The organism is Acidilobus aceticus (genome assembly GCF_055392325.1).
The window spans coordinates 548,709-573,134 of record NZ_AP042407.1 but is presented as its reverse complement, the minus strand read 5'-3'; the positions used below and the strand labels follow the sequence as shown (position 1 = coordinate 573,134).

General features: G+C 56.6%; 25 protein-coding genes. 9 read left to right on the top strand and 16 right to left on the bottom strand.

Annotated elements, in window-relative coordinates; genetic code table 11:
* Positions 1–122: 122 nt before the first annotated feature.
* The 4 genes from ACZ5OO_RS03080 to ACZ5OO_RS03065 form a co-directional block, all read right to left on the bottom strand.
* Positions 123–1,031, bottom strand: a complete 909-nt coding sequence (locus ACZ5OO_RS03080; RefSeq protein ID WP_464078446.1) for an electron transfer flavoprotein subunit alpha/FixB family protein — start codon at positions 1,029–1,031, stop codon at positions 123–125.
* A 10-nt stretch (positions 1,032–1,041) separates the two neighbouring features.
* The gene (locus ACZ5OO_RS03075) at positions 1,042–1,848 is read right to left on the bottom strand and encodes an electron transfer flavoprotein subunit beta/FixA family protein (protein WP_464078445.1); all 807 of its coding nucleotides are present in this window, start codon (positions 1,846–1,848) and stop codon (positions 1,042–1,044) included.
* Positions 1,849–2,104: 256 nt separating this feature from the next.
* Positions 2,105–2,422: a DUF424 domain-containing protein gene (locus ACZ5OO_RS03070; RefSeq protein WP_013267205.1), complete on the bottom strand. Its 318-nt coding sequence runs from the start codon at positions 2,420–2,422 to the stop codon at positions 2,105–2,107.
* Between the two features lie 62 nt (positions 2,423–2,484).
* A complete protein-coding gene (locus ACZ5OO_RS03065; protein ID WP_464078444.1) occupies positions 2,485–3,315 on the bottom strand; it encodes a dipeptidase in 831 nt (276 codons plus the stop codon).
* A 149-nt stretch (positions 3,316–3,464) separates the two neighbouring features.
* Between ACZ5OO_RS03065 and ACZ5OO_RS03060 the strand changes: the two genes are divergently transcribed.
* Positions 3,465–3,974: a hypothetical protein gene (locus tag ACZ5OO_RS03060; RefSeq protein ID WP_464078443.1), complete on the top strand. Its 510-nt coding sequence runs from the start codon at positions 3,465–3,467 to the stop codon at positions 3,972–3,974.
* Positions 3,975–4,046: 72 nt separating this feature from the next.
* Here ACZ5OO_RS03060 and ACZ5OO_RS03055 read toward each other — a convergent pair whose 3' ends face one another.
* Positions 4,047–4,619 carry a class II aldolase/adducin family protein gene (locus ACZ5OO_RS03055; RefSeq protein ID WP_464078442.1) on the bottom strand — a complete coding sequence of 191 codons (573 nt, stop codon included), beginning with the start codon at positions 4,617–4,619 and terminating at the stop codon, positions 4,047–4,049.
* 232 nt (positions 4,620–4,851) lie between these two features.
* Here ACZ5OO_RS03055 and ACZ5OO_RS03050 point away from each other — a divergent pair, with 232 nt between their 5' ends.
* Positions 4,852–6,381, top strand: a complete 1,530-nt coding sequence (locus ACZ5OO_RS03050; RefSeq protein WP_464078441.1) for an APC family permease — start codon at positions 4,852–4,854, stop codon at positions 6,379–6,381.
* Positions 6,382–6,509: 128 nt separating this feature from the next.
* On the opposite strand, the gene ACZ5OO_RS03045 is transcribed toward ACZ5OO_RS03050, so the two are convergent.
* A complete protein-coding gene (locus ACZ5OO_RS03045) occupies positions 6,510–8,135 on the bottom strand; it encodes a B12-binding domain-containing radical SAM protein (RefSeq protein WP_464078440.1) in 1,626 nt (541 codons plus the stop codon).
* 107 nt (positions 8,136–8,242) lie between these two features.
* Here ACZ5OO_RS03045 and ACZ5OO_RS03040 point away from each other — a divergent pair, with 107 nt between their 5' ends.
* Genes ACZ5OO_RS03040 through ACZ5OO_RS03025 form a run of 4 tightly spaced genes read left to right on the top strand, consistent with a single transcriptional unit; the run spans position 8,243 to position 12,055 of the window.
* Positions 8,243–8,641: a HEPN domain-containing protein gene (locus ACZ5OO_RS03040; RefSeq protein WP_464078439.1), complete on the top strand. Its 399-nt coding sequence runs from the start codon at positions 8,243–8,245 to the stop codon at positions 8,639–8,641.
* Positions 8,642–8,697: 56 nt separating this feature from the next.
* Positions 8,698–9,453, top strand: a complete 756-nt coding sequence (gene sufC / locus ACZ5OO_RS03035) for a Fe-S cluster assembly ATPase SufC (RefSeq protein WP_464078438.1) — start codon at positions 8,698–8,700, stop codon at positions 9,451–9,453.
* A gap of 53 nt (positions 9,454–9,506) precedes the next feature.
* Positions 9,507–10,901, top strand: a complete 1,395-nt coding sequence (gene sufB / locus ACZ5OO_RS03030; RefSeq protein ID WP_464078548.1) for a Fe-S cluster assembly protein SufB — start codon at positions 9,507–9,509, stop codon at positions 10,899–10,901.
* 8 nt (positions 10,902–10,909) lie between these two features.
* Positions 10,910–12,055, top strand: coding sequence for a SufB/SufD family protein (locus ACZ5OO_RS03025; protein WP_464078437.1), 1,146 nt, complete (start codon positions 10,910–10,912; stop codon positions 12,053–12,055).
* On the opposite strand, the gene ACZ5OO_RS03020 is transcribed toward ACZ5OO_RS03025, so the two are convergent.
* From ACZ5OO_RS03020 to ACZ5OO_RS03010, 3 genes are all read right to left on the bottom strand, one after another.
* Positions 12,021–12,647 (bottom strand): FumA C-terminus/TtdB family hydratase beta subunit, encoded by a 627-nt coding sequence (locus ACZ5OO_RS03020; protein ID WP_048813034.1) that lies wholly within the window; start codon positions 12,645–12,647, stop codon positions 12,021–12,023. The genes ACZ5OO_RS03025 and ACZ5OO_RS03020 overlap by 35 nt on opposite strands.
* 10 nt (positions 12,648–12,657) lie before the next feature.
* Positions 12,658–13,566, bottom strand: coding sequence for a fumarate hydratase (locus ACZ5OO_RS03015; RefSeq protein ID WP_013267194.1), 909 nt, complete (start codon positions 13,564–13,566; stop codon positions 12,658–12,660).
* Positions 13,567–13,629: 63 nt separating this feature from the next.
* A complete protein-coding gene (locus tag ACZ5OO_RS03010; RefSeq protein ID WP_464078436.1) occupies positions 13,630–14,643 on the bottom strand; it encodes a glycosyltransferase in 1,014 nt (337 codons plus the stop codon).
* 74 nt (positions 14,644–14,717) lie between these two features.
* Here ACZ5OO_RS03010 and ACZ5OO_RS03005 point away from each other — a divergent pair, with 74 nt between their 5' ends.
* A complete protein-coding gene (locus ACZ5OO_RS03005; RefSeq protein WP_464078435.1) occupies positions 14,718–15,788 on the top strand; it encodes an AIR synthase family protein in 1,071 nt (356 codons plus the stop codon).
* A 6-nt stretch (positions 15,789–15,794) separates the two neighbouring features.
* Entirely contained in the window at positions 15,795–17,183 is a 1,389-nt protein-coding gene (locus ACZ5OO_RS03000) for a bifunctional hydroxymethylpyrimidine kinase/phosphomethylpyrimidine kinase (protein ID WP_464078434.1), read from the top strand.
* A gap of 2 nt (positions 17,184–17,185) precedes the next feature.
* On the opposite strand, the gene ACZ5OO_RS02995 is transcribed toward ACZ5OO_RS03000, so the two are convergent.
* The 4 genes from ACZ5OO_RS02995 to cedA1 are packed head-to-tail and all read right to left on the bottom strand — an operon-like array spanning position 17,186 to position 21,049.
* Positions 17,186–17,899 (bottom strand): 50S ribosomal protein L2, encoded by a 714-nt coding sequence (locus ACZ5OO_RS02995; protein ID WP_013267190.1) that lies wholly within the window; start codon positions 17,897–17,899, stop codon positions 17,186–17,188.
* Entirely contained in the window at positions 17,865–19,412 is a 1,548-nt protein-coding gene (locus ACZ5OO_RS02990; protein ID WP_464078433.1) for a helicase HerA domain-containing protein, read from the bottom strand. Before ACZ5OO_RS02990 ends, ACZ5OO_RS02995 begins: the two co-directional genes overlap by 35 nt.
* A 3-nt stretch (positions 19,413–19,415) precedes the next feature.
* The gene (locus ACZ5OO_RS02985) at positions 19,416–20,804 is read right to left on the bottom strand and encodes a hypothetical protein (RefSeq protein ID WP_464078432.1); all 1,389 of its coding nucleotides are present in this window, start codon (positions 20,802–20,804) and stop codon (positions 19,416–19,418) included.
* The gene (cedA1, locus tag ACZ5OO_RS02980) at positions 20,801–21,049 is read right to left on the bottom strand and encodes a DNA import protein CedA1 (RefSeq protein WP_464078431.1); all 249 of its coding nucleotides are present in this window, start codon (positions 21,047–21,049) and stop codon (positions 20,801–20,803) included. The genes ACZ5OO_RS02985 and cedA1 overlap by 4 nt, the downstream gene beginning before the upstream one ends.
* A gap of 174 nt (positions 21,050–21,223) precedes the next feature.
* Here cedA1 and speE point away from each other — a divergent pair, with 174 nt between their 5' ends.
* On the top strand, positions 21,224–22,141 hold the full coding sequence (gene speE / locus ACZ5OO_RS02975) for a polyamine aminopropyltransferase (protein ID WP_464078547.1): 918 nt from the start codon (positions 21,224–21,226) through the stop codon (positions 22,139–22,141).
* A gap of 62 nt (positions 22,142–22,203) precedes the next feature.
* Here speE and ACZ5OO_RS02970 read toward each other — a convergent pair whose 3' ends face one another.
* From ACZ5OO_RS02970 to ACZ5OO_RS02960, 3 genes are read right to left on the bottom strand one after another with little or no spacing between them, the layout of a single operon-like run.
* Positions 22,204–22,605, bottom strand: coding sequence for a 30S ribosomal protein S8e (locus ACZ5OO_RS02970; RefSeq protein ID WP_464078546.1), 402 nt, complete (start codon positions 22,603–22,605; stop codon positions 22,204–22,206).
* A gap of 42 nt (positions 22,606–22,647) precedes the next feature.
* Positions 22,648–23,535 carry an N-glycosylase/DNA lyase gene (locus ACZ5OO_RS02965; protein WP_464078430.1) on the bottom strand — a complete coding sequence of 296 codons (888 nt, stop codon included), beginning with the start codon at positions 23,533–23,535 and terminating at the stop codon, positions 22,648–22,650.
* Positions 23,526–24,407: a thiamine-phosphate kinase gene (locus ACZ5OO_RS02960; protein WP_464078429.1), complete on the bottom strand. Its 882-nt coding sequence runs from the start codon at positions 24,405–24,407 to the stop codon at positions 23,526–23,528. The genes ACZ5OO_RS02965 and ACZ5OO_RS02960 overlap by 10 nt, the downstream gene beginning before the upstream one ends.
* Positions 24,408–24,426 lie beyond the last annotated feature (19 nt).

The window sequence follows — 24,426 nt, the reverse complement described above, 5'->3', positions numbered from 1 at the left end:
ACTCATCAAATTAAGCTAGCCTAAAACGCTTTTACACTGATGTATGTATTTTTCTTTTTCATAATCTTAAATAATTTCTTCAAAATATTTTTATAGAAAAGTATTATAAAGTGTATCCAGGGCTACTTGTGAAGTCTCTCCCTCAGCCTCTTCGTGAGCACCGGCACAAACTGGTAGAGGTCGGCCACCACTCCATAGTCGCAGTTCTTGAATATTGGGGCGCTCTTGTCGTTGTTTATGGCTACTACAAGCTTAGCGTCAGTGATGCCCGCCAGGTGCTGCGGCGCGCCGCTTATGCCTATTGCCATGTAAAGCTTTGGAGCCACCTTGTGGCCGCTCAGGCCAACCCAGTGGTCCTCGCTAAGCCACTTGAGGTCGGCCGCCACGGGCCTTGAGCAGCCTATCTGGGCGTTGAGCACCTCCGCCAGATCAAAGGCCAGCTTGAGGTCGTCCTTGCTCCTGAACCCCCTCCCGACACTCACTATTATCTCAGCCGCCTCTATATTAACGCCGCCCCTCTCCTTGGGCCTTCTCTCAACAACTTTAATGGATGGAGTGACCGTTAGCTCCTTTACGTCGCCTTTGGACTGCGACTTCTGCGCCTTGGGCGTCTTCCTGGCGGCCAGGAGGAGGACCGCTGGCAGTGGGACTACGTCGTCCTCCAGCGCCCTCCCGCTTAGGAAGCCGCGAGTGTATGAGACCTGGTCGCCTGAGAGCTTCACATTGAAGACCTCAGTTGCCATGGGCAGATCGTAGAGCCCTGCAAGCCTCGAGAGGGCGTCCTTCAGGTTCTTAGAGGTTAAGGCGACTACAAGGGAAGGCTTGACCTGGTCATAGATCTCCTTAACGGCCTTGAATATGGACTCAGGGTCGTCCTGGCCTATATGATAGACGGTGTGGCCGTACTCGGCCAGCGAGGCCGCATTAACGTTGCCATAAGCCACTATGTGTACGCTGCCCAGCTGCCTGGCTATAGTTAGGGCCTCAGCTATGTCATCTTCAGAACCTCCAACGACCAACGAGGAAGCCATTGCCATCACCTCACGCCTTTATCACGCCCTCGGAAACCAGGGCATCTATCAGCTTGTCGGCAGTCTCCTCAAGGGTCTTGCCCTCTATCATTACCTGCTTCCTCTTGACCGCAAGCACCCTGGCAGCTGAGAGCTTCTTCTTTGGCGTCACCACGTCGCTTAGGTCGCTTAACTTGACCACGTGCTGCGGCTTCCTTGAGGCCATCCTTATCTGTATCAGTGTTGGAGGCCTTGGAGAGTTTATCTCCCTGGTGACGCTCACAACTGCGGGAAGCGGGGCCTCTACAACCTCCACGTAGTCCTCCACGTCTCTCTCGGCCACCAGGGTGTTGCCTTTGATATCTATTTTTCTCGCGAAGCTAACGTAGGGCAGGCCGAGCTTCGCGGCAACCCTGCCCGCCACCTGGCCCGAGAACCCATCAATGGTGGCCTCGCCGGCCAGTATTATATCCGGCTTTATGTTGAACTTCCTGAGCACAGCCACTATAGCGGAAGCTGTGGTCACCTGGTCTCCAGGGGTTATTAAGTCATCCTCAACTATGTAGGCCTCGTCCACACCCTTTGCCAGGCCCTCCTGAACGGCCATCTTTATGTCCTTGTCCCTCTTAGCCACGGGCCCCCATGTAGCTACGCTTATGGAGTAAATCTTTGAGCCCTTGAGGTACTGGTCCCTGATCCTTACCGCCTCCTCCACCGCGTTCCTGTCTATGTCGGAGAGCTTCAGGGGCATGTAGTCAAAGTCCACGGAGCCCTCGGGGGTCCCCCTTATCATCTCCGGGTTGAGGGCCGGCTTCAGCAACACCACTATGTCTCCCACGTGATCACCCGCCTGCTATATTTGACCCTGTAAATAAAAGGCCAAGCTTATGGGCTGCATATAGGGGGCTCAGCTGAGCTCTTTTGGAGTTTACCGTTTGTCCTGTGCCTTCGCTTAATCATTTCCTTAAATCATGGTCGGCGCAGGGACTTCCGCCTTGCCGCAGGGCTTTTGAAATCTCGTGGGCCTACGGGTTATCGAGCCCAACGGAGTGGAGACTCCCATCTAAGGCAAGTCGCAGGGCTCGAGGAAGGGCTCAGCCCAACATGAGCGACTTGAATATCTGCACGTAAGGTACTCCACCCACCACTATCTCAGAGCCTGGGGCTACAAGGCCGAGCCTCGCTGCAAGCTCCACCGACCTCTTGCCGACGAGCACTATCATGTCGGCTTCGTCAAAGTGCCTCAGCACGTCGTTCTCATCGCCAACCTTATCTCCGAAGAACTCCTCGTTAACTTCAAGCACCGCCCCGTCCTCCCTTGTGAACCTCCTATTTAGTAGCTCGGCGTCAGCTACTGCTAACACCGTGCCAGACTCGGACCTTATTATGTTGTAGACCAGCTTGCTTCCCATGTCGGTCAGCTCAAAAGTTGTAACGACGAGGGATGTTTAAAAGCTCAAGTAGGGCTAATTGGCTACTGCGGCAGCGCCTGTCTGAAGACGCGCATCGCGTTGCCCCACAGGACGGCCTCTGCGTGGCTACCAAGCCTTGAAGCCAGGTCATCAATGTTGGAGAGGTCTGAGAACCCCTGCGGGTACTTGTCAAGGCCTAGGAAGTCCGTGCCCAGGGCCACGTAGTCCCACCCAAACCTCTCGCCGATGTAGCTGGCCACTGTGGCTATTCCATTTATGTCGTCGGACGGCAGCGTGCCTGGTATGCTGGTCACGCCAATCACGCCCCCAGTCTTTACTATGCCCTCTATCTCCGCGTCGTCGAGGTTCCTGTAGTGCTGCTTAAGCGCCATCACGTTGCTGTGAGTGGCTATGACGGGCTTCCTGCTTAATGACGTCACGTCAAGGGTTGTCTGCCTGGACGAGTGCGACACGTCTATTATCACTCCAAGCTCGTTGGCAAGCTTTACCAGCTCCTCGCCCTGGTCTGTGAGGCCGTAGTCCTTCTTTGAGGTGCAGGAGGACGCGAACTTGGTGTTATAGTTCCAAGTTGGAGCTATTACCCTGAGGCCAGCGTTAAAGAGCCAGAGCAAATCATAGGCGTCGCTTAGGGCATCCGTGCCCTCGAGCCCTATTATTAGCTTCACCCCAGGCTGATCCAGGTCGCTGGCCCTCCTCACTATTCTTACCTTGCCCTCGCGCTCAAGGCTTAGGAAGTACTTAAGCTGGTTGAGCAGCACGTTAAGCGTTAAGTCATACCTTCCCCTGCCGACCGCGGGGAATATCATGGCCACTACTGCAACGTCGCCTAACTTTGACAGCTTATCAAGGCTCGTGGGGCCTTGCCCCGACACGAAGTCATAGCCCCTGGAGTACCAGTACCCTATGTCCTCATGTAGGTCAATAAGCCTCGTGGTCCCACCGGACAGCCTATGGTTAAAGGCTAAATATTATATGTTCACGTAATGAAACTTTATACGCGCCTAGAACAGCTTTCTACTTAGTGAGCGAGTTGGCGCTGCAGAACTTTGAGGCCAGGAGAAGGCTGGCCGAGTACTTTAAGAATGAGGCTAAACGTGAGCTTGAGTATGCGGAGAAGCTGAGGGCGACCTCCGAGAAGTCCCAGAACCCGGTGGTAAAGCTCATAATGGACGCCGTGTCCCAGGATTCAATAAAGCACTCTAAGATTTATGAAACTATGGCATCCATAATTCAGGGCACGGGGCTCATAGACCAGGCGGAGTCCTCGGCCGTGCTTAACGACATAGAGTCGCACATACAGATGGAGAAGGAGAGCATAGACGAACTTGAAAAACTTAAAAATGATAATATGATAAAGTCCGACCCCGCGCTCACGTTCCTCATAGATATGCTGCTGAGGGATGAGAGCTTCCATCACGCCCTCCTGACGCAGATCTACAATGCAATAATAAAGAACATAACTCTCAGCGAGCAGGAAATATGGGACGCCGTGTGGCGTGACGCGACATATCATGGAACACCGGGAGGTTAACCCCATAGGGTTCCTTTATTATGCACTGAGACCCTCGTAACTCAGGAGCCCCTTTTCTTTACGTATTGAAGTTCACCTTCTCATTAAATTAACGTACAGTTGAACCTCAGCAAGGTCACTCAGGGCTTCAACAATATCAAGGGCCTCATAGACGTCGCGAGAGGAGTAGGCCACTATGCCGTGGCCTCTGAGCGCGGCCGCCTGGCACTGCTTAAGCGCGTCGCTTACCGCAGCCGCGAGCTCTGGGGTGCCAGGCTTTACATAAGGTACCTCGCTGACGCAATTAACTCTTGCCTTGGCCTCTGTAGTTATGGAAAGATCGAGCTTAGACCCGAGCTCGTAGAGCGCTATCACCTTAGGTGGGTGAGCGTGGACAACGCTCACGGCTGAAGGTATTGAACTGTAGATGCCTAGGTGCATCCTGAACTCGCTGCTCGGGGTTCCAACTATCACGTTACCGTCAAGAGTCATAACTGCTATGTCGTCGGCCTTAAGCTGATGCCTTGGAACTCCCGTCGGAGTTATGTAAACAAGTCCTGACGACCTGTCTATGACACTGACGTTACCCCCCTTCACTTGTACTAGCCCCCTCTGGTAAAGGAGCCTCATAACATCTGCAACGACTTCCATTACTTCCTCGTTCAACCTCAACCTACGTAACCCATCTACCAGGACTATTACAACTGAGTTAAAACCGTTAGGGCGAACTGATGGACTTCATTAATGATTGTTTCTAAGCGCAGCTTGCTGTTCGCCGCATCAAGGGTAGGTATAGCCATGCATGCTCTACATAAAGATCTATACAATAACTGTGTACATACATTAATACCTTTAAGGCATGACTGTCGCCGTGAGGTCGGCGTTTTAGGTGGCGCGCATGCCGAGCAGGTCCCTGAGGAAGGAGCTTTCCTTCCTTGAGATACTGATAGCCGGGATAGTGGGCGCCGTGGGAACCGGCGTCCTCTTCGCGCCCGCGCAGATGGCCGTTGAGGCAGGGCCGAGCTTAGTAATGGCATGGGTTCTCGGCGCCATATTCTACACATTCATATCAATACCTATTATAGAACTTGCCCTTACCTGGCCCGAGGCCGGAGGGCCTGCCAGGTACCCCCTGTATACCCATGGTAACATCCTAAACCTGATATCATCGTTTATGAACCTGGTCTGGTACCTCTTCATACCTCCGATAGAGGCCCTGGCCACTGTCGAGGGCCTCTCGTTCATATTTCCGTCACTAATAGTCCCACACACCACTATTCCGACCCTACAAGGCGCAGTGGTGGGAACCCTGCTCCTGTTGCTCTTCGTGCCATTCAATTACTTCGGCGTGAAGGCCTTTGGTAAGGCCACGGCCTCGATCGGCATTATAAAGCTGCTCGTTTACGTTGCCGCAGCGCTGGCCCTGGCCTTTGCGTTCTTCGACTTCAGGAACTTCTCAGCAGTCAAAGGAGGTTTCATGCCCTTTGGGTTCAGCGGCGTCTTCCTGGCGATACCCTTTGCCATGTTCGCATATGGCGGCATAAGGGTTATACCCGACTTCGCCGAGGAGGTAAAGGATAAGTCGTTCTTAGGAAAGGCCATACTGCTAACGGTGCTGGGCCAGACGCTCTTCTATATACTGTTTAGCGTGGTCTTCATTGGCGGGTTAAAGTGGAGCTCGCTTAGCATAACGCCCGGTAACTGGACGGCAGTGGGCTACCTGCCAGGGAATCCCTTCGTAGACTTAGCAAACGCCGCCAGGTCCTCGCTTGCGCTCTACCTGACGCTAGTCGTCGCTATACTAGGCCCATTCGTCACAGGCTACATATACCTGGGCAGCGGGGTCAGGGTGCTGTTCTCTATGGCAAGGTCGGGCTACATGCCGGAGAAGCTTAAGGAAATAAGCGAGTCCTACGCGATCCCCTACTGGGCCCTCATAGTGTTTGCTATAATTGCAGCCGTTCTGACCTTCCTGACGGCCCCAGTGCCCACAATATATGCTATGCTCCAGGACGCCGTGGTGGGCGGCTACCTGGCGTTTGCAACTCTCCCCGTGGCAATGCTCGCTGGCCACAGGAAGAACCTGATACCTAAGGAGTACAGGTTGCCAGGCTCATGGATATGGGCGGCCCTGGCCTTTGCCAGCGCCTCTCTCATATCATTCTGGAGCGGCTGGCCCGCGGTGCCCTACGCAGTGGCCATAGGGCTTGCCGGCGCCCTGATCTTTGGCGCCGTATTTAGGGTCAAAGGAAGCCTTCTCAGCTCCTTATGGTACCTTGTATACCTGGGCTTCATAGTACTCATGTCCTACATAGGCAGCGATGGCGCCCTCTCGATCATAGGCTTCATACCAGCAAGCATCATAGTGGCTGTAGTCTCAGTCGTGGCGTTTCTTCCATGGGGGGTCCTCAGCGCAAGCTCGTCGTAAAACGATTCCTGCCACTTGGCACCCCATAGCTTTCCCTTCCTTTTCTTAATATTCTAAATTGTTGATTAAAATATTAAAACCCTTTTCTTTATATAGCGACTCGCCTCCAAAACATGTAAACATATACTTCAATAGGCGGTAGTCCTTAACGTCGTGTAGCTCTCGCTCACCTCTGGTACCTTCAACCTCCTCGAGGCGAGCTCGCTCATTGCCTCCTCATAACGCTTAACCAGCATGGAAGCCAACGTCTTGCCAAGCCTCCCTATTATTACCTTAGCAAAGGGGTTCTCCATCTTTTCCACGGCCATATCCATGTCAGCTGCGGCCTCGCTGAAGGCCTTTGAAAGAGCCTCAAGTATGAACTGCCCTCTGACCGGGTCCAGCAGCATCTTGTTTAAGATGGTGAAGTATGTGTGCCTCAGGGCCCCCATGGGTATGAATGGCAGCGGGAACGTTATCACTCTCAGCTTCTTAATTCTATCCAGAAGCTCTAAGTCATAAATTACGTCGTCCTCGGTCTCCCCGGGGAGGTTAACTATCATTGTGCCAACCACTACCCATCTGTTATCGTTGAGTATGCCTATGGCCTGCTCCACTACCTCAGGGTACTGCTCCGGCGTGTAGGGAAGGGCCTTACCGGGCATGAGCTTCCTCAGCAGCCTCGGGGAGCCCGTCTCTATGCCCATCTCTATGAATGTCCTCCTGTCACCCTCGTTTATGTACTGCGCGGCCTCCTCAACCATCTTAGGCCTGTAGGCCACCGCGGCGGCCGTTGTAAAGTCCGTGGATATAGTATACTCGTCGCCATACGACTTGACAAGCCTGTAGGCCTTCCTGGTGAGCTCGATGACCTTCTCAGGGTTGGGCTCTATGCCCTTGGCTCCGTACCTAAAGAACTCTTCGCTGTGAAGGTTTATGTCCTTCATCCCACCCCTCTCTATGTTGACCCTTATCTCCTGATCTATGTGGCCCTCAAATGGGAGCGACTTTATGGCGCCGCTGAGCGTCGGGGTGCAGAAGGAGCAGCCCCTGCCGCAGCCCCTTGAGACCTCCACCAGTCCCCCGTTCGCAGGCGTCAATATCGTCGGGATGTCCTCAAGCTTAGCTGGAGGGGCTGAGACCACCGGGGGCAGGGGCTCCCCCCTTAGAAGCCTGGAGAACACCGAGGGGCCGAGGCTCTCGAACTCCCCCTCATATACAACATCCACTCCAAGCTTCCTATGATAACCGGTGTCTGTCAGCTGCCACGTGGCCGGCCCTCCGACAACTATCTTCATGTGGCTCCTGTGCGCCTTAACTGCCGGGTTTGTAAATATCTCCAGGAAGGACCTGGCGATGAACGGTATGCCCCTGTAGGGCAGGCCGGCAAGCTTAAGTATCCAGTAAACTATCCCGCTTCCAAAGCTGAGCCCGAGGGGGTCCATGACATATATCCCAAGCACTCTAGTGTTGGACCCTATGACCTTGTCAAGCTCATAGGGGCTGGCTATGACAACCTCGTCTCTGCTAACCACACCCTTAGCCACGAGCGAGGCCTCGACCTTAGCTAAGCCATAGGGAGCCCTCTCAGCTATGCCATTCCTTGACTTCACCCTGAAGTACGTCCTTGCTATGAGGGGCTTGATGTAGCTGTCCGGGAGGGCGCTTATGAAGCCTGCCACGCTGGCGCCTAAGGTGTCACTGGCGGTGGCCCCCTCAGCCGTTAGCACGACCTTGAAGCCCTCGCTCACAGCCTTCACCCACACTGTGCGCATGTAATATGTAGAATACCGCTACTTTAAAAGTGCTAACTTAAATTAACATTTATGGAACCTAATTAAGGCTTTACGCCTTAGGTTTCCCGAGTCCTCAGGGCTGCGGCGTGTCGCTTAGGTACGGCGAGGAGCTGCTGAGGTCGGCTGAGAAGCACCTGAAGGCTGGCCTCTATGGAATCTCGTGCTACGAGTCCAGGCAGGCGGCCCTGTCATCGCTGGCCATGCTTGGGGCCAGGTCGTCTCACAGCCTAAGGGAGGCCTACGCTGAGGCCGTTAAGAGGGGTGCCCCGAGGAACCCTCAGCTCCCTGCGTGCCTTGGCGTCTTGGACTCCCTTAGCATACTTACAAGCGACGCCTGCGACGACGCCTGCAGCGACGAGCTCCCAGGCGGCTATGAGGTCAGCGAGGCCACCGAGGAGGACGCCGTGAAGGCGCTGGAGTGCGCGAGGGTTATAATTGAGTACGTCAGGAGGGCCCTGGGCGTGCCCTCCAGACCTACAAGATAAGGCCTTTCAAGGCACAGACCACCGCTTATTAACTTTAACGCGCGTTAAAGGTCTGAGTGAGCGAGTTGGCTATAGAGGTTCAGGACCTGCGAGTCAGCGTGGACAACAAGGAGATACTGAAGGGGGTCTCGCTTAGGGTTGAGAGAGGGGAAGCCGTAGTCCTGATGGGTCCTAACGGCAGCGGTAAGACCTCACTTGCATACGCCCTCATGGGGCATCCAAGGTATAAGGTTGTCAGCGGCAGGATATTAATGGACGGTGTTGACATAACTAACGAGCCCACATACGATCGCGCCCTCAGGGGCCTAACCCTGGCCTTCCAGAGCCCGGTCGAGGTCCCAGGCGTAAAGCTGAGCTACTTACTTAACGTAATAAACGCCAAGAGGGTTAAAGGCTTTGACCTAAGCTACGTCGACCCGCAGTTCGTCTCGTGGGTCAGGCAGCGCTCGTCAGAGCTTGGCATGTCGAAGGACCTGCTTGACAGGGAGGTCAACGTGGGCTTCAGCGGAGGCGAGAAGAAGAGGTCTGAAATCCTTCAGGTGCTCGCCATGAGGCCCAAGTACGTTATCCTTGACGAGCCCGACAGCGGCCTTGACGTTGATGGCATAAGGATCATAGGAAACACCATAGCCTCCATGGCATCCCAGGGCATAGGGGTGTTAATAATAACTCACCACGCCGAGATAACCAAGTTCGTGAGGCCCTCAAGGGCCTACGTGCTTATCAACGGAAGAATAGTGGACTCCGGGGGACCTGAGCTAGTTGACGAGGTCCTCACCAAGGGTTATGAGACCCTTCAGATGGCGAGGTGACAGCCTTGACGGAACCCGTTAAGCTTGTGAGGGAAAGGGAACTCAAGGAGGTAATGCACTTCGACGTTGGGTCGCTGCTTGGCAGGTCAATGCCATACCCCAAGGAGGTGGAGGTCAAGGGTAAAATTTCAAGGGACCTCGTCGAGGAGATCTCAAGGTCCAAGGGGGAGCCCGAGTGGATGAGGCTCCTCAGGCTCAGGGCGCTTGAAGCGTTCGAGAGGCTACCCATGCCCAACTGGCTTGAGGGCGTTGAGAGCATAGACCTTGATGAGATAGCCGCCTACGTGAAGCCAAAGGCTGAGAGCTCCAGTGAGTGGGAGGACCTGCCTGACTGGATGAAGGATGCCTACAGGAAGCTCGGCCTCCCAGAGGCCGAGGCCAAGGTGCTCTCGGGCCTCACGGCGGTCTTCGACAGCGAGAACATGATAACCAGAGTCAAGGAGGAGCTGAAGAAGAAGAACGTGATATTCATGTCTATGGACGAGGCGGTGAAGAAGTACCCCGACCTGGTCAAGGAGTACTTCGGCAGGGTATTCCCGTACAACGATCACAAGTTCGCCGCACTTCACTACGCCCTCTGGAGCGGCGGCGCGTTCGTCTACGTCCCCAAGGGGGTCAAGGTGCTCAACCCGGTCGAGGCGTTCTTCCTGATAGGCAGCGAGCTCGAGGGCCAGTTCGAGCACACGCTCCTGGTGGCTGACGAGGGCAGCTTCATACACTTCATAGAGGGATGCGCGGCCCCAATACTGCCGAAGTTCAGCTTCCACGACGGTATGGTGGAGATCTACGCCAGGAAGAGGTCCGAGGTCCACTTCACTACAATACAGAACTGGAGCGGCAGCATAATCAACTTCAATAACAAGAGGGCCATAGCCGAGGACTACGCTAACGTCGAGTGGGTTGAGGGCAGCATAGGGAGCAAAATAACGTTCACGTACCCAAGCACCATACTTAAGGGGAGGGGCGCCTCTACCAAGAACATATCCATAGGCATAGCCAACGGTCCATCCAAGATAAAGGACGTCGGCTCCAAGGCCATACACGTGGCGCCTGAGACCAGGAGCCTGATAATATCGAAGAGCATAAGCTCAGGGGGCGGCATAGCGGCCTACAGGGGCCTCGTCAAGGTACTTAAGGGCGCCAGGAACAGCGTCGCCCACGTGCAGTGCGACAGCCTAATAATGGACAGGGAGAGCAGGGCCTACACGCTGCCGAGGAACGAGGTTGACGAGCCAACAGCGGAGGTGACCCACGAGGCCACCGTTGGAAGGCTCGGCGAGGAGCAGCTGTTCTACCTGGCCTCAAGGGGCATAACTGAGGGGGAGGCCAAGGCAATGATAGTCAACGGCTTCATAAGGGACGTACTGAGGGGGCTGCCGCTTGAGACGGTGAGCATACTAACAAAGGTCATCGAGCTCGAGTTCAGCCAGCTCGGGAGCGTTGGGTGAACACTACTATGACCTCGCTCCTGGTTGAGAGGGCGAGGAGAATAGCCTCCACGGCATTGTGGCAGGCGGTCGCAGACTCGCCCACAACTAAGAACTACACTAACTGGAGGCTCTTCGAGGAGGCTTTGAACTTGAGCGGCCCCGTGAGCTTCTCGCAGCCCAAGGGAAGCTGGGACATGGTGCTAGGGCCCTGCGGCGCCAGCTACAACTATGACATTGATGAGAGCGTGCTTGACCTCTCGGCATCTAAACTCTACGCGGAGCACGTAGCTAGGCTTGCCGGTGCGCACAAGCTTGAGCCCACGAGCGGCACTTACAGAATAGCCCTCTGCAGGCCCGAGGGCGACGGCTGGTACTCCTATCACCTTCTCATAAACGTCAATGAGGGGGTAAGCGCGAACATCTTAGTCTACGCGCCGAGGGCCTCGCCTGGGACCACGGGAATAGAGGTCAGGGCCAAGAGGAACTCCAACCTTAACCTTGTGATAGTGGCGGAGCCGCAGGCCGAGAAGCCCATGGCATTCATATTGAGGAGGGCCCTGGGAGTTGGAGCCAAGGTTAGGTCAACTGTGGTCTCGGGCGGCAGCGTTATGACGAGGGTTGACGAGCAGAGCCTCCTGAGCTCCGGCTCACAGCTCGTGCACAGGTCCTTCGTGGCCTCGTCAGAGGGCCAGACAGTTGATGATGTGATAGATACCGTTCAGACGGGCCACGACAGCACCGCCGATGTAACAGGCTTTGGCTTCTCGTCCGGCAGGTCGCTGGTGTCCGTGAGGGGCACGGTAATCATGAACCCGCAGTCCTACGGCTCGTCGTCAAGCTTCGTAGTTGAGGCCCTGCTCCTGAGCGAGGAGTCCAGGGCCTACACTATGCCTATGATGAGGATAGACACAGGGGACATAAGGGCCGCCTCCCACCGCGCCGCCCAGTACAGGGTGCCCCTGGACCAGCTCTTCTACCTTGAGTCCAGGGGCCTTAACGGGCAGGAGGCCTTCGAGCTGCTGCTCAGGGGCAAGCTGCAGTCTACCCTAGATGGCCTACCGGCCGAGCTGACGTTCCAGGCGGAGGACCTGGGGTTAAGGCTGATAAAGAAAGCCGTCGAGGCCATAGCAGCGAAGGTCACTCCTCAGCAGGAAGCCCGAGCTCCCTCTTGACCTCCTTTGCCTTTTCAGCCACCTCTGCCAGCCTCTGCTCGTAAAGGTTAGCGCCCGTGGAGTCTATGGCAACCGTTAGCGGGCCGAACTCCTCGACCTCGAAGACCCACATGGCCTCTGCCATGCCCAGCTTGTCAAGCCAGTAAACGGCTGGCACCCTCTTTATCGCCTCGGCGGCCAGCGCCCCGGCGCCCCCAGTGAAGACCGCATAGACCGCCTTGTGCTTCTTCATGGCCTCAGCCGTGCCCCTGCCCATGCCTCCCTTGCCAATTATCATCTTTACCCCGGTCCTCTCTATGAACTCCGGCTCCACGGGCTCCATCCTCATGCTTGTCGTGGGGCCGGCAGCTATGATCTTCCAGCTGCCGCTGACGTCCTTGACCGCCACCGGCCCGCAGTGGTAAAGCGCCAGTCCCCTGAGGTCCACGGGCAGCGACCCTCCCCCGCGGAGCACCTCAAGGGCCAGCTCGTGCGCCTCGTCCCTTGCCGTGACCACCGTGCCCGTGAGGTAGACGACGTCGCCTATCCTGAGCTTATCCACGTCCTCGTCCCTGAGGGGGGTCCTCAGGTGGAACTCCCTGGCAGAGCTCATTCTCATCACCTCATATCATGCAGCCGCTCCCCGTGTACCTTATGTGCTTGCTAGTCATCTCCCAGCTGCCGTCGGAGTGCACCACAGCAGAGGCCCTCCTGGTGGCCCAGCAGCTTGTCACTATACCTATGGCAAAGGTCGCCGGGTGCCTGTATGAGTAGTCTATCTTAACGTCCAGGGCTGTAAGGCCGCCGCCGAAGCCGTGAGGTCCCAGCCCGAGCTTGTTTATCGCGTTAAGCAGCTCCACCTCCAGCTTGGCTATGTTGGGGTCAGGGTTGCGCTCGCCCACGGGCCTCAGCAGGGACTTCTTGGCAAGCGTTAGCGCTATGTCAGCCCCTGCTGCCACAGAGACGCCTACTATCACAGGAGGGCACGGCAGGGGGCCGTACTTCACTATGGTGTCTATGACTCCGCTCTTGAGCTTCTCAAAGCCAAGTATGGGCTCGCTCATTATTAGCGTTGCCGGGAACTCGCTCCCGCCGCCCTTAGTCATGAACCATACCTTCAGGTCGCTGCCCTCCACAATGTCTACGTGGATCCACGGTATGTACCTGCCGGTGTTGTCACCGCTGTTCTTCTTGTAGAACGGGTCCACGGCGTTGGGCCTCAGGTAGCCGTCCTTCGTGGCTTTCCTGACGGCCTCGCGCGCAGCGTTAACCGCGCCCAGCCTGAGGGGGAAGTTCTCGCCCATCTCAAAGAAGAAGTAGGGGGTTCCCGTGTCCTGACATATGGGCACCTTCCTTGTGCACGCTATGTCTATATCCTTCAGTATGGCCTCGAGCTGCTTCTTAGCCAGTGGGTTCGTCTCCCTCTCATATCCCTCCTTCAGTGCCCTGTAGACGTCCTCAGGTATACTCGTGGCCGCGGTCCTTATCATTTCATAGAAGGCGCCCACTAGGTCCTGCTCAGTTATGCCCAAGCCTCACACCAGGCTCAGCTATCACGTCAAGCTAAATATTCCTTTACTATAAAATCCCCAATACTAAGTTAGACTATCCTGACTCGCCAGCCTCTCGATCTCTGACGCTATATCATGAGAGGCGTCCCTTAGCAGAGGGGGCTGCGGGTCCTCCCTGAGCACCTGGAGCAGAGCGCTGTAAACCCTCTCTGGCGTCGCCTCGCTGCAGCTAAGCACCCTGTAGCCTTTCCTGCCCTCAAACAGACTTGCGTTCTCATTATGCTCGAAATGCCTATCGATCTTTAATATGACTGCCCTCTTTCTCATGATTGAGGCCTCTACAAGGCTCCCATAGCCGGCCAACGCTACCAGCGCCTTAGCTTTGGCCACGACTTTCGTTGGGTCAGAAACAAAGTTCTCCCCGCCCAGGGTCACCACGTCCATGCCGACTTTAGTTAGATGCTCCTCCAGCTGTCTGGCCAGCCTGAGGCCGGCGTTTGTTCCACCTATGTTGATCACCACGTAGTCACCCTCCTCCGGCTCAGGGTAACTTTCATGTGTTGGGATCTGGCCGTACCTCAGAAAGCCTTCGCCGTCGCCCCAGAGGCCCACGTTAAATCGAAGGGTAAACCTGTGAAAGCTCTTCAGGACCCATGAGTTGACCCTCCTGGACACGTAGTTGGCTGAGCTGCCCAAGGACGTTATGTCGGTTATGAGCACCGACTTCTGGGGCAGACCGAGGCCGCTCATCATGAGCTCCCACGGCTCGTCGCCTATCACCATGTCGAAGTCTTCCAGGTCCAGGCGCTCGGCTATGGCTCGAGAGTTGCGCCTCAAATCAAGGTAAAGCCTGGCCAGGCCAATAGGTGAAAACGTCACCCTGCAGTCCTTTATCACGTTCATTATGGAGTCCCCAAGGCTCCTCAGCTCCCGGGAGAGCTCATGGAGCCTCTCGGCCCTGGCCTCGAGGTACCTTGCAGCCCTACCGGCTGTGAGCCACGTTACGTCAGCCCAGCCCAGCAGCCTTGAGAGCCTGTAGTCTCTGGTCACGTGGCCTAGGCCGACGCTTGAGCTCACATAAAGCACCTTAAGCTTCAAGGCCTGCACCTGGAGCATGTACTAAAGCGTATTTTAACGTGTTGCTCTATGTTACCACTAGGAATAGTAACGAGGTGCCTGGCTTGAGCATAGTCATAGGTAAAGTGAACAGGGAGCTATTTGAGAAGGTCATTTACCCTCAGCTGGGCGCAAAGGACCCCTCCGTCATAGTTGGGCCCCAGTTCGGGGTCGACTTCGGGGTTGTGAGGGTTGGGGACTATGACCTAATATTTGAGGTTGATCCAGTTTATGTGGTGCCGGAGTACGGCTGGGAGAAGAGCGCCTGGTTCGCGGTGCACATACTCGCCAGTGACGTGGCCGTCTCTGGGGTGCCGCCGAGGTACCTCTTCATAGACCTCAACCTCCCCCTCAACATGAAGGACGATGAGCTGGCGACCCTCTGGGGTTACATACACAGGGAGTGCAGCAGGCTGGGAATATCAATAGTTGCCGGTCACACCGGCCGCTACGGCGGCATTGATTACCCAATGATAGGCGGCGCCACCATGGTCGCGGTGACGCCCAAGGATCACTACGTGACGCCAGGCATGGCGAGGCCCGGGGACGTCGTAATAATGACTAAGGGCGCCGCCGTTGAGACCGCTGGGATACTTGCATCCATGTTCCCTGACGTCCTGAGCAGGAAGTATGGCGATGAGTTCGCAAGAAAGGCGCAGGGCATATTCTGGCTTCAGTCTGTAGTTGAGGACGCGCTCACGCTCTCACAGCTTGGCCTGAGGACTGGAGTCACGGCCATGCATGACGCTACTGAGTACGGAGTCTGGGGGGCCCTTAATGACATAGCAGAGGCCAGCGGGGTCTCGATAAGGGTTCACAGGGAGAAGCTGTTCATGAGGGATGACGTTAGGAAGGTTATTGACGCCTTCTCTGAGTACACGTCGGTGCCCGTTGACCCATATGCGTCAATAAGCGAGGGCACGTTGATAGCCACCGTTAGGCCCGAGGTGGCCGACAGGGCGGTGGGGCTCCTGAGGTCCAAGGGAATCGACGCGGCCGTCATAGGCGAGGTAGTAGAGGGCAAGGGAGTTTACCTAGTAGATGACAGCAGCGAGAGGCCGATCTCCCAGCCTGAGAGGGACCCCTTCTGGGAGCTCTTCTTCAAGGTCCTCCAGATGCGGAGGTGATGCAGGGTGAGCAGGTGGGGCATACCGGTGGCTATGACCATAGCTGGCATAGACAGCGGTGGCGGCGCTGGGGCCAACGCTGACCTCAAGACTTTCGCGGCGCTTGGAGTTCACGGGACTGTGGCCGTGACCAGCGTCACGGCCCAGAACACGTATTCAGTGACAGGAATATACGACATGAGCCCAGAGGCCGTGGCCAGGCAGATAGAGACGGTCTACGAGGACATGGGAATAGACGCCGCCAAGACTGGCATGCTCAGCAACAGGGACATAGTTCACGCCGTCGCCACTGAGCTTAAGAAGTATGACTTTCCGCTGGTCGTGGACCCAGTCATGGTGGCCAAGAGCGGCGCGCAGCTGCTCAGAGATGATGCCATAGACGTGCTAGTTAAGGAGCTCTTACCCAGGGCCACGTTAGTGACCCCGAACTCGCCTGAGGCCGAGAGGCTCTCAGGCATGAAAATAAGGGGCCTGGAGGACGCCCGCCGCGCCGCCAAGGCCATAGTTGATAGCACTGGGGCCGCGGCGGCCCTGGTCAAGGGCGGCCACCTGGGGGGCAGCGAGTCCGTTGACGTGCTGTACTACAACGGGAGCTACTGGGAGTTCAGGGCCCCTAGGATAAACACTGAGGACACGCACGGCACGGGCGACGTGCTCTCGGCCGCCATAACCGCATTCCTGGCCAAAGGGTTCCAGCTGCCCGACGCCGTGAGGGCTGCCAAGGACGTGATAACTGAGTCCATAAGGTACTCGCTCAGGCTTGGCAAGGGCCACGGGCCCGTGAACCCCTCCGCCTGGAGCTACGTGCCAGCGATGAAGTACAACGCTATACAGGACCTCAGGGCAGCTATAGACATGCTTAAGCAGCAGGAGTACTATGTCTCAGTCCTCGTCCCAGAAATATCAATTAACGTGGGGGAGGCCGTGGAGTACCCCTACGCCAGGGGCGTCGATGACGTGATAGCGGTCCCAGGCAGGATAACCAGGTATGGCGATAGAATCATGGTTCATGGCGACCCCACGCCGGGGGCCTCAAGCCACGTGGCTAGGGCCATCTTAGCCTATATGAGCAAGTACCCGGAGTACAGGGCGGCCGCAAACATAGCCCTAAACGACTACATAAGAAAGGCTGTGGAGTCCCTGGGTCTCAGGTGGTCCTACTATGACAGGTCTGAGGAGCCTGAGAACGTCAAGGAAATGGAGGGCGGCTCCATACCGTGGGGCATTAGGAGGGCCCTCGAGAAGGCCAATGGACCCGTCGACGTAATTTATGACACGGGCGACTTTGGCAAAGAGCCCGGATCCTTCGTCTTTGGACGTAACGCCATGGAGGTTGCCAGCAGGATGATCGAGATTGGAAGGAAGGTCAGGGAGCTGATGAAACAGGAGAAGTAAGGCTAACGCCTTCTTCCAGTCCTCCTTGCAGCTATGTGGCCCACCTTTCTGCCCGGCGGGGCATTTCTTGAGGTCGTCGTTGGCCTGCCCTCGTGCTGGTGGAAGCCGCCTCCGAACGGGTGGTTGGCAGCGTTCATGGCAACGCCTCTTACGGTAGGCCACTTAGTTCCCTTGACCCTGTACTTGTAGTAGCTGTTGCCGGCCTTGAGCAGCGGCTTCTCTATCCTGCCGGCCCCAGCCGGAACCCCTATGGTGGCCCTGCAGTTGCCCGAGATCTCCTTCTCCCTCTTGCTCGGCAGCAGCACCTTCACGGTGTCGCCGGACTTGCTCAGCACTATGGCATAACTTCCCGCCTGCCTGGCCAGCTTCCCGCCGTCGCCAGGCCTGAGCTCTAGGTTGTAGACCAGGGTGCCCTCAGGTATCTTAGAGAGGGGAAGCACGTTGCCAAAAGTTGGCTCTGCATCAGGACCTATCTTTATCTTCTGACCAACGAACATGCCCTCTGCTGCTGGCATCAGGAATTCCTCGCCGTTGGTTAGCACTACCCTTGCAAGGGGCACGTACCTGCCGGGGTCGTGCACTAGCTCCTTAACAACGCCCTCAAGGGTCTTGTCAGAGAGCTGAGGGTATCTCGCTGGACCTGGATGTATGTGGTCCGGGTTCTTAAATGTCAGCGATCCCTTACCTGCCCTCTGCTGCCTTAAGCTCTTTCCCATCCCTTGCGCCCTCCTCTGTAGGTGAAGTGGGTAGGTTTTTAAGCAGTTTCGTAAAGTCCAGCACCCTCACCTGCCTGGTCCTGCCCACCTCGTCTATCATGACAGCATGGCCCACCGGCAGGGACTTGAGCTCCTCGGGCTTATCAATGCCAAGCTGCGCCCCCAGCTCCGCGTAGTAGTTGGTGAAGCCGCCAAAGACTAGCTTGTAACCTGTGTTGTCAACTATCGGACGGCCCACGTCCGAGGGCAGCTGAGTCGCATAGACCACGTAGAGGCCCTTGCTCCTGCCCTCCCTCAGGGCGAACTCCATGTGAACTGCGGAGCCCCTGGCAAAGCGCCAGGCCTCGTCTAGGATCATCACGACCCTGCCCTTAAGGTCCCCTTCGCTGGCGCTGAGCGCCATAGAGCTCACGAGCAGCGAGCCGTAGACGTTCCTAACCTCGTTCGGCAGCCTCGTCAGGTCGTAAACCACGAGGCCCTCCGGGTCCAGCCTTCCAACGCAGACCTTAACGTTAGCCCCCTCGCCGGTCTCGCGGCTGCTCTCAAGGAGCTTTGCAGCTATGCCGTCAAGCCTCCTCATAGGAACGCAGTCGTCCTCGCCCGGAGTAACGTAGGAGTCCGCAACCCCCCTAAGCATGGAGGCCAGGTCCCCCTTGGGGTCTATAACAACTATGGCCCTTGGGTCACCGAAGGTCTGATGCATTGACGTGAGCTGTGAGGCCAGGCCGGAGAGCATCACTGTCTTGCCCCTGCCGGTGGGCCCAAAGACCCCCAGGTGTACCCTAAAGGCGTAGGGCCACCTCAGCACGACCAAGTTGCCCGGCTCATTTATGTCCTCACCTATTACAACCCCGTCCTCGTCGTTTATGTCCTCCCTGTCGACTATGACCAGGTTGTTGCTGCTCTCGCTCAGCCACGTGGGCTCGGCCGAGCCCAACAGCGTGGATATGTCTGAGGCTAAGACCTTCCTAAGCTTCACTTGGGCCTCGGCCTCAACAAGCTCCTTAAAGGCTTCAGCGTTTAGCTCGGCCTCCCTATCGCCCTCAGGGACCCAGACTATGAATGAGAAGCCCCCCACGTAAGGCACCTGGGAGTGCAGCACCTCCTTGTACAGACCCTCGAGGAAGCTCAGCCTCTCCCTGTACTTCACGTGCCTGGTGGCGCTGTAGGCGAAGTCAGCCTTACGTATCTCCTCCTCAAGCTCCTTGAGCAGCGAGCTCTTGCTGACCGAGTACATGCTGCTCAGGAACGTTACCGAGAGCCTTGAGGACCTGGCTAGCTTGGCAAGCCTAAGCGGGAGGTCGCCGCCCTCCCTGGGAACTCCGTCAGCCACATAGGCTATGCCAACCAGCTTCCTGCCGTCAATGTACACGGATGGCCTCTCGCCGCCCTCGTGTTTTATCCCAAGCGACAGCCTGAGCTCCCTCGAGGTCCGCATGTTCCTTATCATAAGCGACACTGTGACAACGGCGACGCCAGCAAGGAATATGTCAAAGGCGTATGATGGGTTCAAGGCTCAGAACACCCTGGGCATTATTCCTCTCCTGCCTCCCAGCAGCCTTGCAAGCGCATACGCTATTGTAGTGAGCGTCGCCATGTACATAAAGGGCACCACCATGTAGTAAACTATGAACTCCTCAACGACGTTAACGGACAAGTAGTTAATGCCAAAGAACTTGGTGGCGTAGTCCATAGTGACGAACTCAGTCACGTTGGGGGCCTGGCACCTGCCGAAGCTGACCGTAGCCGAGAGGTTCAGGGGTCCCTCGAAGTACCACGAGTTCCCGCTTACTCCAAGCCACGTCCAGGTCGAGTGCCCCGGCCTTATGTCAGATGATATGTTGACCTCGCAGCCCTGTGGGGCCCTAACCTCCAGCAGCCCCCCATAGCCAAGGCTTGCCACAACCTTAACGCCATTGGCTGACGGCGTCAAATTAACCTGGCCCGGCTGATTAGTGAAGATTATTACGTCATCGCCAGCTGTATAGATGATGTAAGGGGACCTCAGGGTCACCTGCTGTGAGAAGCTGTAGTTAGACGGGTTAAACGGGTAGGGCTCGAGCAGGGAGCCCACGCCGTCTATTACGTCGTAAGCGTAGACGGGCTGGGAGCTTGGCATTGAGACCATCTGGGGCTGGGGAGACTGGGGGTCATACGCGTAGCCGTCGCCCTCGACCCAGTACTGGGCCACCTTGGTCGCGCTCCCGCTGACGTTAGCATAGAGCTCAAGCACGGAGTCACCTAGGGGCTGACCGCTGGCGGTGTAGATGGCCACCTTTTCATACGTTAACCCTAGGGCAGCCGCGCCTGGCGAGACGCCTATTGAGGGGGAGGACGCTATGGCCGACTCAAACGCCGGCATCACCTGCAGGCCCACGCTAAACGTAACGACAAACGCTATGAACCATGCCCCGGCCTCGCGGCCCAGCCTGAATGGGAGCGCGAAGAGCACGAGGCCCAACAGTGCGATTAGAGTTCCAGCGTACCTAACTATGGTCTCTATGGCCGCGAGCGTCACCATTAAGAGCAGGTCGGCGGTCAGCGCATCATTGAAGGGGGACACGAGGGCCCTGGCCGCGGAGCCTCCTGGAACGTAGGAGGCCAGTGAGGAGAGGGCCAGGAGCGCCACCTTAACGCTCAGGAGCAGCTCTATTCCATTAGTCAGCCAGGAGTCAAAGTAGGGCCACGAGCCGCCTAGCATGCCAGCCAGGCCCTGGGCGAACTCCATGATTGCAGTAAGCGATATGGCCAGTATGAAGGAGAACATGGAGTCCCTCACTAGGGTGCCTCCCCACCTCTTCACTCCCCTGACCGGTATTGGCAGGGCGTAGATCAGGACCCCAATGTAGAAGGAGAGCAGGGCAAGCTTAACTGCGAGCTGAAAAAGGTAGCCATAGGAGATCATGGCGAGCCTACCACCGCCTTTACGATATAGGTTATGAACGCGAACACCGTACTTCCAAGGGCCAGCCAGAGGGCAGCCCATATGGAGTCCTCAACTAGCCCTGAGCCGGCCCTCTTCAGCCTTGAGAGCGGTATTGGGGCCCCCCTCAAAGTCCACCCTATGGTCCACGTCAAGAGGAATAGGGCCCAGGCGGCCAGCGTGATCTCCTGGGTGAGCTGCTGTATGAAACTTACCACATCAGCCATTGCCTGGTACCCAGCCTACAGCATAGCCAAAAATTGCAGGGAGGGGTGGGCGGAGCGAGCGAAAGTGAAGGACCTTTGGAAAGGCCGCCCCTTGAGCGTCAACAAGCCTTCAGGGGAAGGTTAAAGGCTTTAAAATTCACTTATGAACCCTCGAGTGCGGCGGGAGTCTTGTCTGTGAACTACCCTGAGTGGCACTGGATTCATGAATGGAGCACGCCCGGCACATTTCACGCACACGCAGTGAAGAGGGTCTACGCCTTTGGTAAAAGTAAGTACCAGACCTACCTTGTAGTGGAGTTTGAGGACCTAGGAAAGGCGCTCGTTATTGACGGTAAGACCCAGTCGGCCATTATAGATGAGTTCGTTTATCATGAATCCCTAGTTCAGCCTGCCCTGATAGCCCACGGTTCCCCCAGGAGCGTCCTCATACTTGGGGGCGGCGAGGGCGCCACGGCGCGCGAGGTCCTTAAGTTTCCCTCAGTAAACAAGGTGATAATGGTTGACATAGATGAGGAGGTGGTTAACGCCTGCAAGGAGCTTCTGCCAGAGTGGCACAGGGGGGCCTTCGACGATCCAAGGTTAAAACTGGTTATAGATGATGCTGAGCACTACGTCACTACTACCGGCGAGAAGTTCGACGTAATAATAGCTGACCTGGTTGATCCAGAGGAGGGGGGCCCGGCATGGAGGCTCTACACTAAGGAGTTCTACGAGCTGCTTAAGTCAAAGCTTAACAAGGGGGGAGTCTTTGTAACTCAGGCCACAAGCCCTGTGCTTACGCCTTCTGTGCATGCAACCATTTACAACACCGTCAGAGCCGCCTTTAAGCACGCAACCTCTTACTACGTCTACATAAGGAGCTTCGAGGGCCTCTGGGGCTTTGTTATGGGTTCTGACAACATAGAGGTGGAGTCCCTGCGCTCCACGAACGACATAGACTCCCGGCTCAGCTCCATGGGGGTCAAGGGCAACAGGTTCTATGACTCCGAGAGCCATCGGTCAATGTTTAACGTACCTAAGAACATAAGGGACTTCCTGGCCTCATGGAATGAGGTCTCGACGCTCAGCCATCCTGTTTACCTGCCGGCCTAATCATTTTTCCTTTTACCGCTCCCCTAGTAATTCAGTCCTTATATAACAAGGTTTTCGGCAACTTAACTAGCCTGCTGCCCCTCAACTAGAACTGCGTTAACAATACCGTCCTGGCCTGGCCTTGAGGTGACCCTGGCTAAGCCAGCGGATGTCCTGATTATAGTGCCCTTAGTTATTATGTTCCTCCGCGCGTACTCCCTGTTGGCGGGCGTTGACACGACGGCAAGTATCTTGGCCTTAACGCTCTTGCCGGTCTTGGGGTCATTAACTATCGCCTCAGTCACAGTCCTAAGCGACAGCTTATAGTTGCCCCCCATCACCCTCTTGACCCTGACGTCGCGTGAGTCGCCCAGCACCGTCGGCACAAAGTAGTCGCCCATCGCGTACCTCCTCTTCCTCTTGTGAGGCAGTGACCTGAGGCCGCCGCTGGGCTTCTTAAGGTCCCTGTACTGGTACACGCCCATTGCCTGCACCAGGGGTTAGCATTAGGCTTACACATAAAAGCGTTAATGGCGACGCGGGCCTCCGCCAGAGGGGCAAGGAATATACGTGAGCTCCCTTGCTATGGCCTCTGCCGCCTCTGGGATTACTTTTGAGAGTGTCCTCCTTATCTCCTCCCTGGCGGCTGCCTGATCAAGGTCCCTCGGAGCCCAGCCCACCACCCACAGCAGCGAGTCCAGGTGAGGCGTCGGCACCCCACTCATCAGCGAAACGTCCCTCCAGGCCCTCTGGGCCTCTGCAGGCGACCTAACAAGCTCGTGGTAGTCCCTGGGGCCCCTGACAAGCCCGCTTGTCATGGTGACGCATGCTACCCTGACGTCTATGGGCATTGGAAGGTCAAAGGCTAACGGTCTCATGACGCCTCTGGCCCTCGCAGCGTAGTAGGCCATCTTAACTGAGAACGCCACCGTTTTCCTCTCCTCCTTGGAGCCCAGCGAGGCCGCCACAGAGCTTAGGATGTCCTGCGGCTTCTCAATGACGAGCTCCGGCCGCGACATGAGCCCCTCAAGGACGCCCCTCATGTAAGTTCCTACCTTTCTAACCCTCCTTATCTTGACATCCCTGCCAATCAGGGAGCCAGGACAGTTGCTCAGGAACCATATAACGTTATCGACGGCCTCGTCAACAGTTTTGGGAGTCCCCCTACCGCCTAACATGTCTGAGACGCACCGCCACCACTCCTCACCTCTCATAGTTAACCTGTAGCTTGATAGGGCCACCAGAAGGGCGTAGACGGTGGCTGGCCCCCTTCCCACGCTCTCCGCAAGCCTCTGCATGTCGTCATATTGAGGGTCTAGAACTTCCTCGAGCCTTAGGATGCCGTTTACCCCTGCTCCTGATATTGCTGAGGCTACAGCCCTGACCCTTTCGCTGTCAACCCTGGCTACCACCATGACCAACCCCGCGGCTCCAGGGGCTTTCCCTTAAACTCCACTCCACGCCCCTCCCTGACTTTCCCCACTGCAAAGCAATGTGAGCCGCAGAGCTTCAGAAAATCGTCAAGGGAGCTGGCCGGCACTGCCACAGCTAGATTATAGTCTTCCCAGCTCGTGATGCTTTCCTCTGCCGTAAGCAGCCCTTCGAGCTGGGGATCCACGACCACCTCCTCTAATGATATTAGCACACCGCTGGAGCTAGCTATGTTGTTAAGGGTCACGAGCCACCCATCGCTGTTGTCGGATGAGGCATGGGCATACCTTGAGATGGCCTCAGCCGCGTCAACGTGAGGGCGAGGCCTTACTATCTTCCTTATGACGTCCTCCTCAACGTCCCTGAGCGAAACCTCGGACTTCATAATCTTGTAGGCCAGCGCCCCATACCCAAGGTAGCCAACCTGCACCACAATGTCGCCTGGCGTTGCCCCGCTCCTTGTCACAGGCCTACTAGTGGTACCCACGACGGCCACGTCGATCCACGCGTCTGCTGCGGACCTATTGGAATCCGCCTTGTAGACCTTAGCTCCCACGTCGCGGGAGGCCTCGCCAACGCCCTTGGCTACCTCCTCAAGCATATCAACAGACGTGGCGCCCACGCTGTAAGCTATCGCTATGGGCTTGCCCCCTGACGCTATGATATCGCTGGCTGAGGCCACCGTCGACTTGTAGCCCCAGTCGCTCCAGCTCATGAACGGAAGCCTGCTCATGGAGGCCGCGTAGCCATCTATATTAATAAGAAGACCCTGCGGCCCTGCGGCATCTACGTTGAAAATGTCGGCGTTTCCAGCGAGCTCCGCCAGCCTTCTTAAAATACTCTCCTCGCCCTGCAACTAGTCGCGTCCCAGGGGT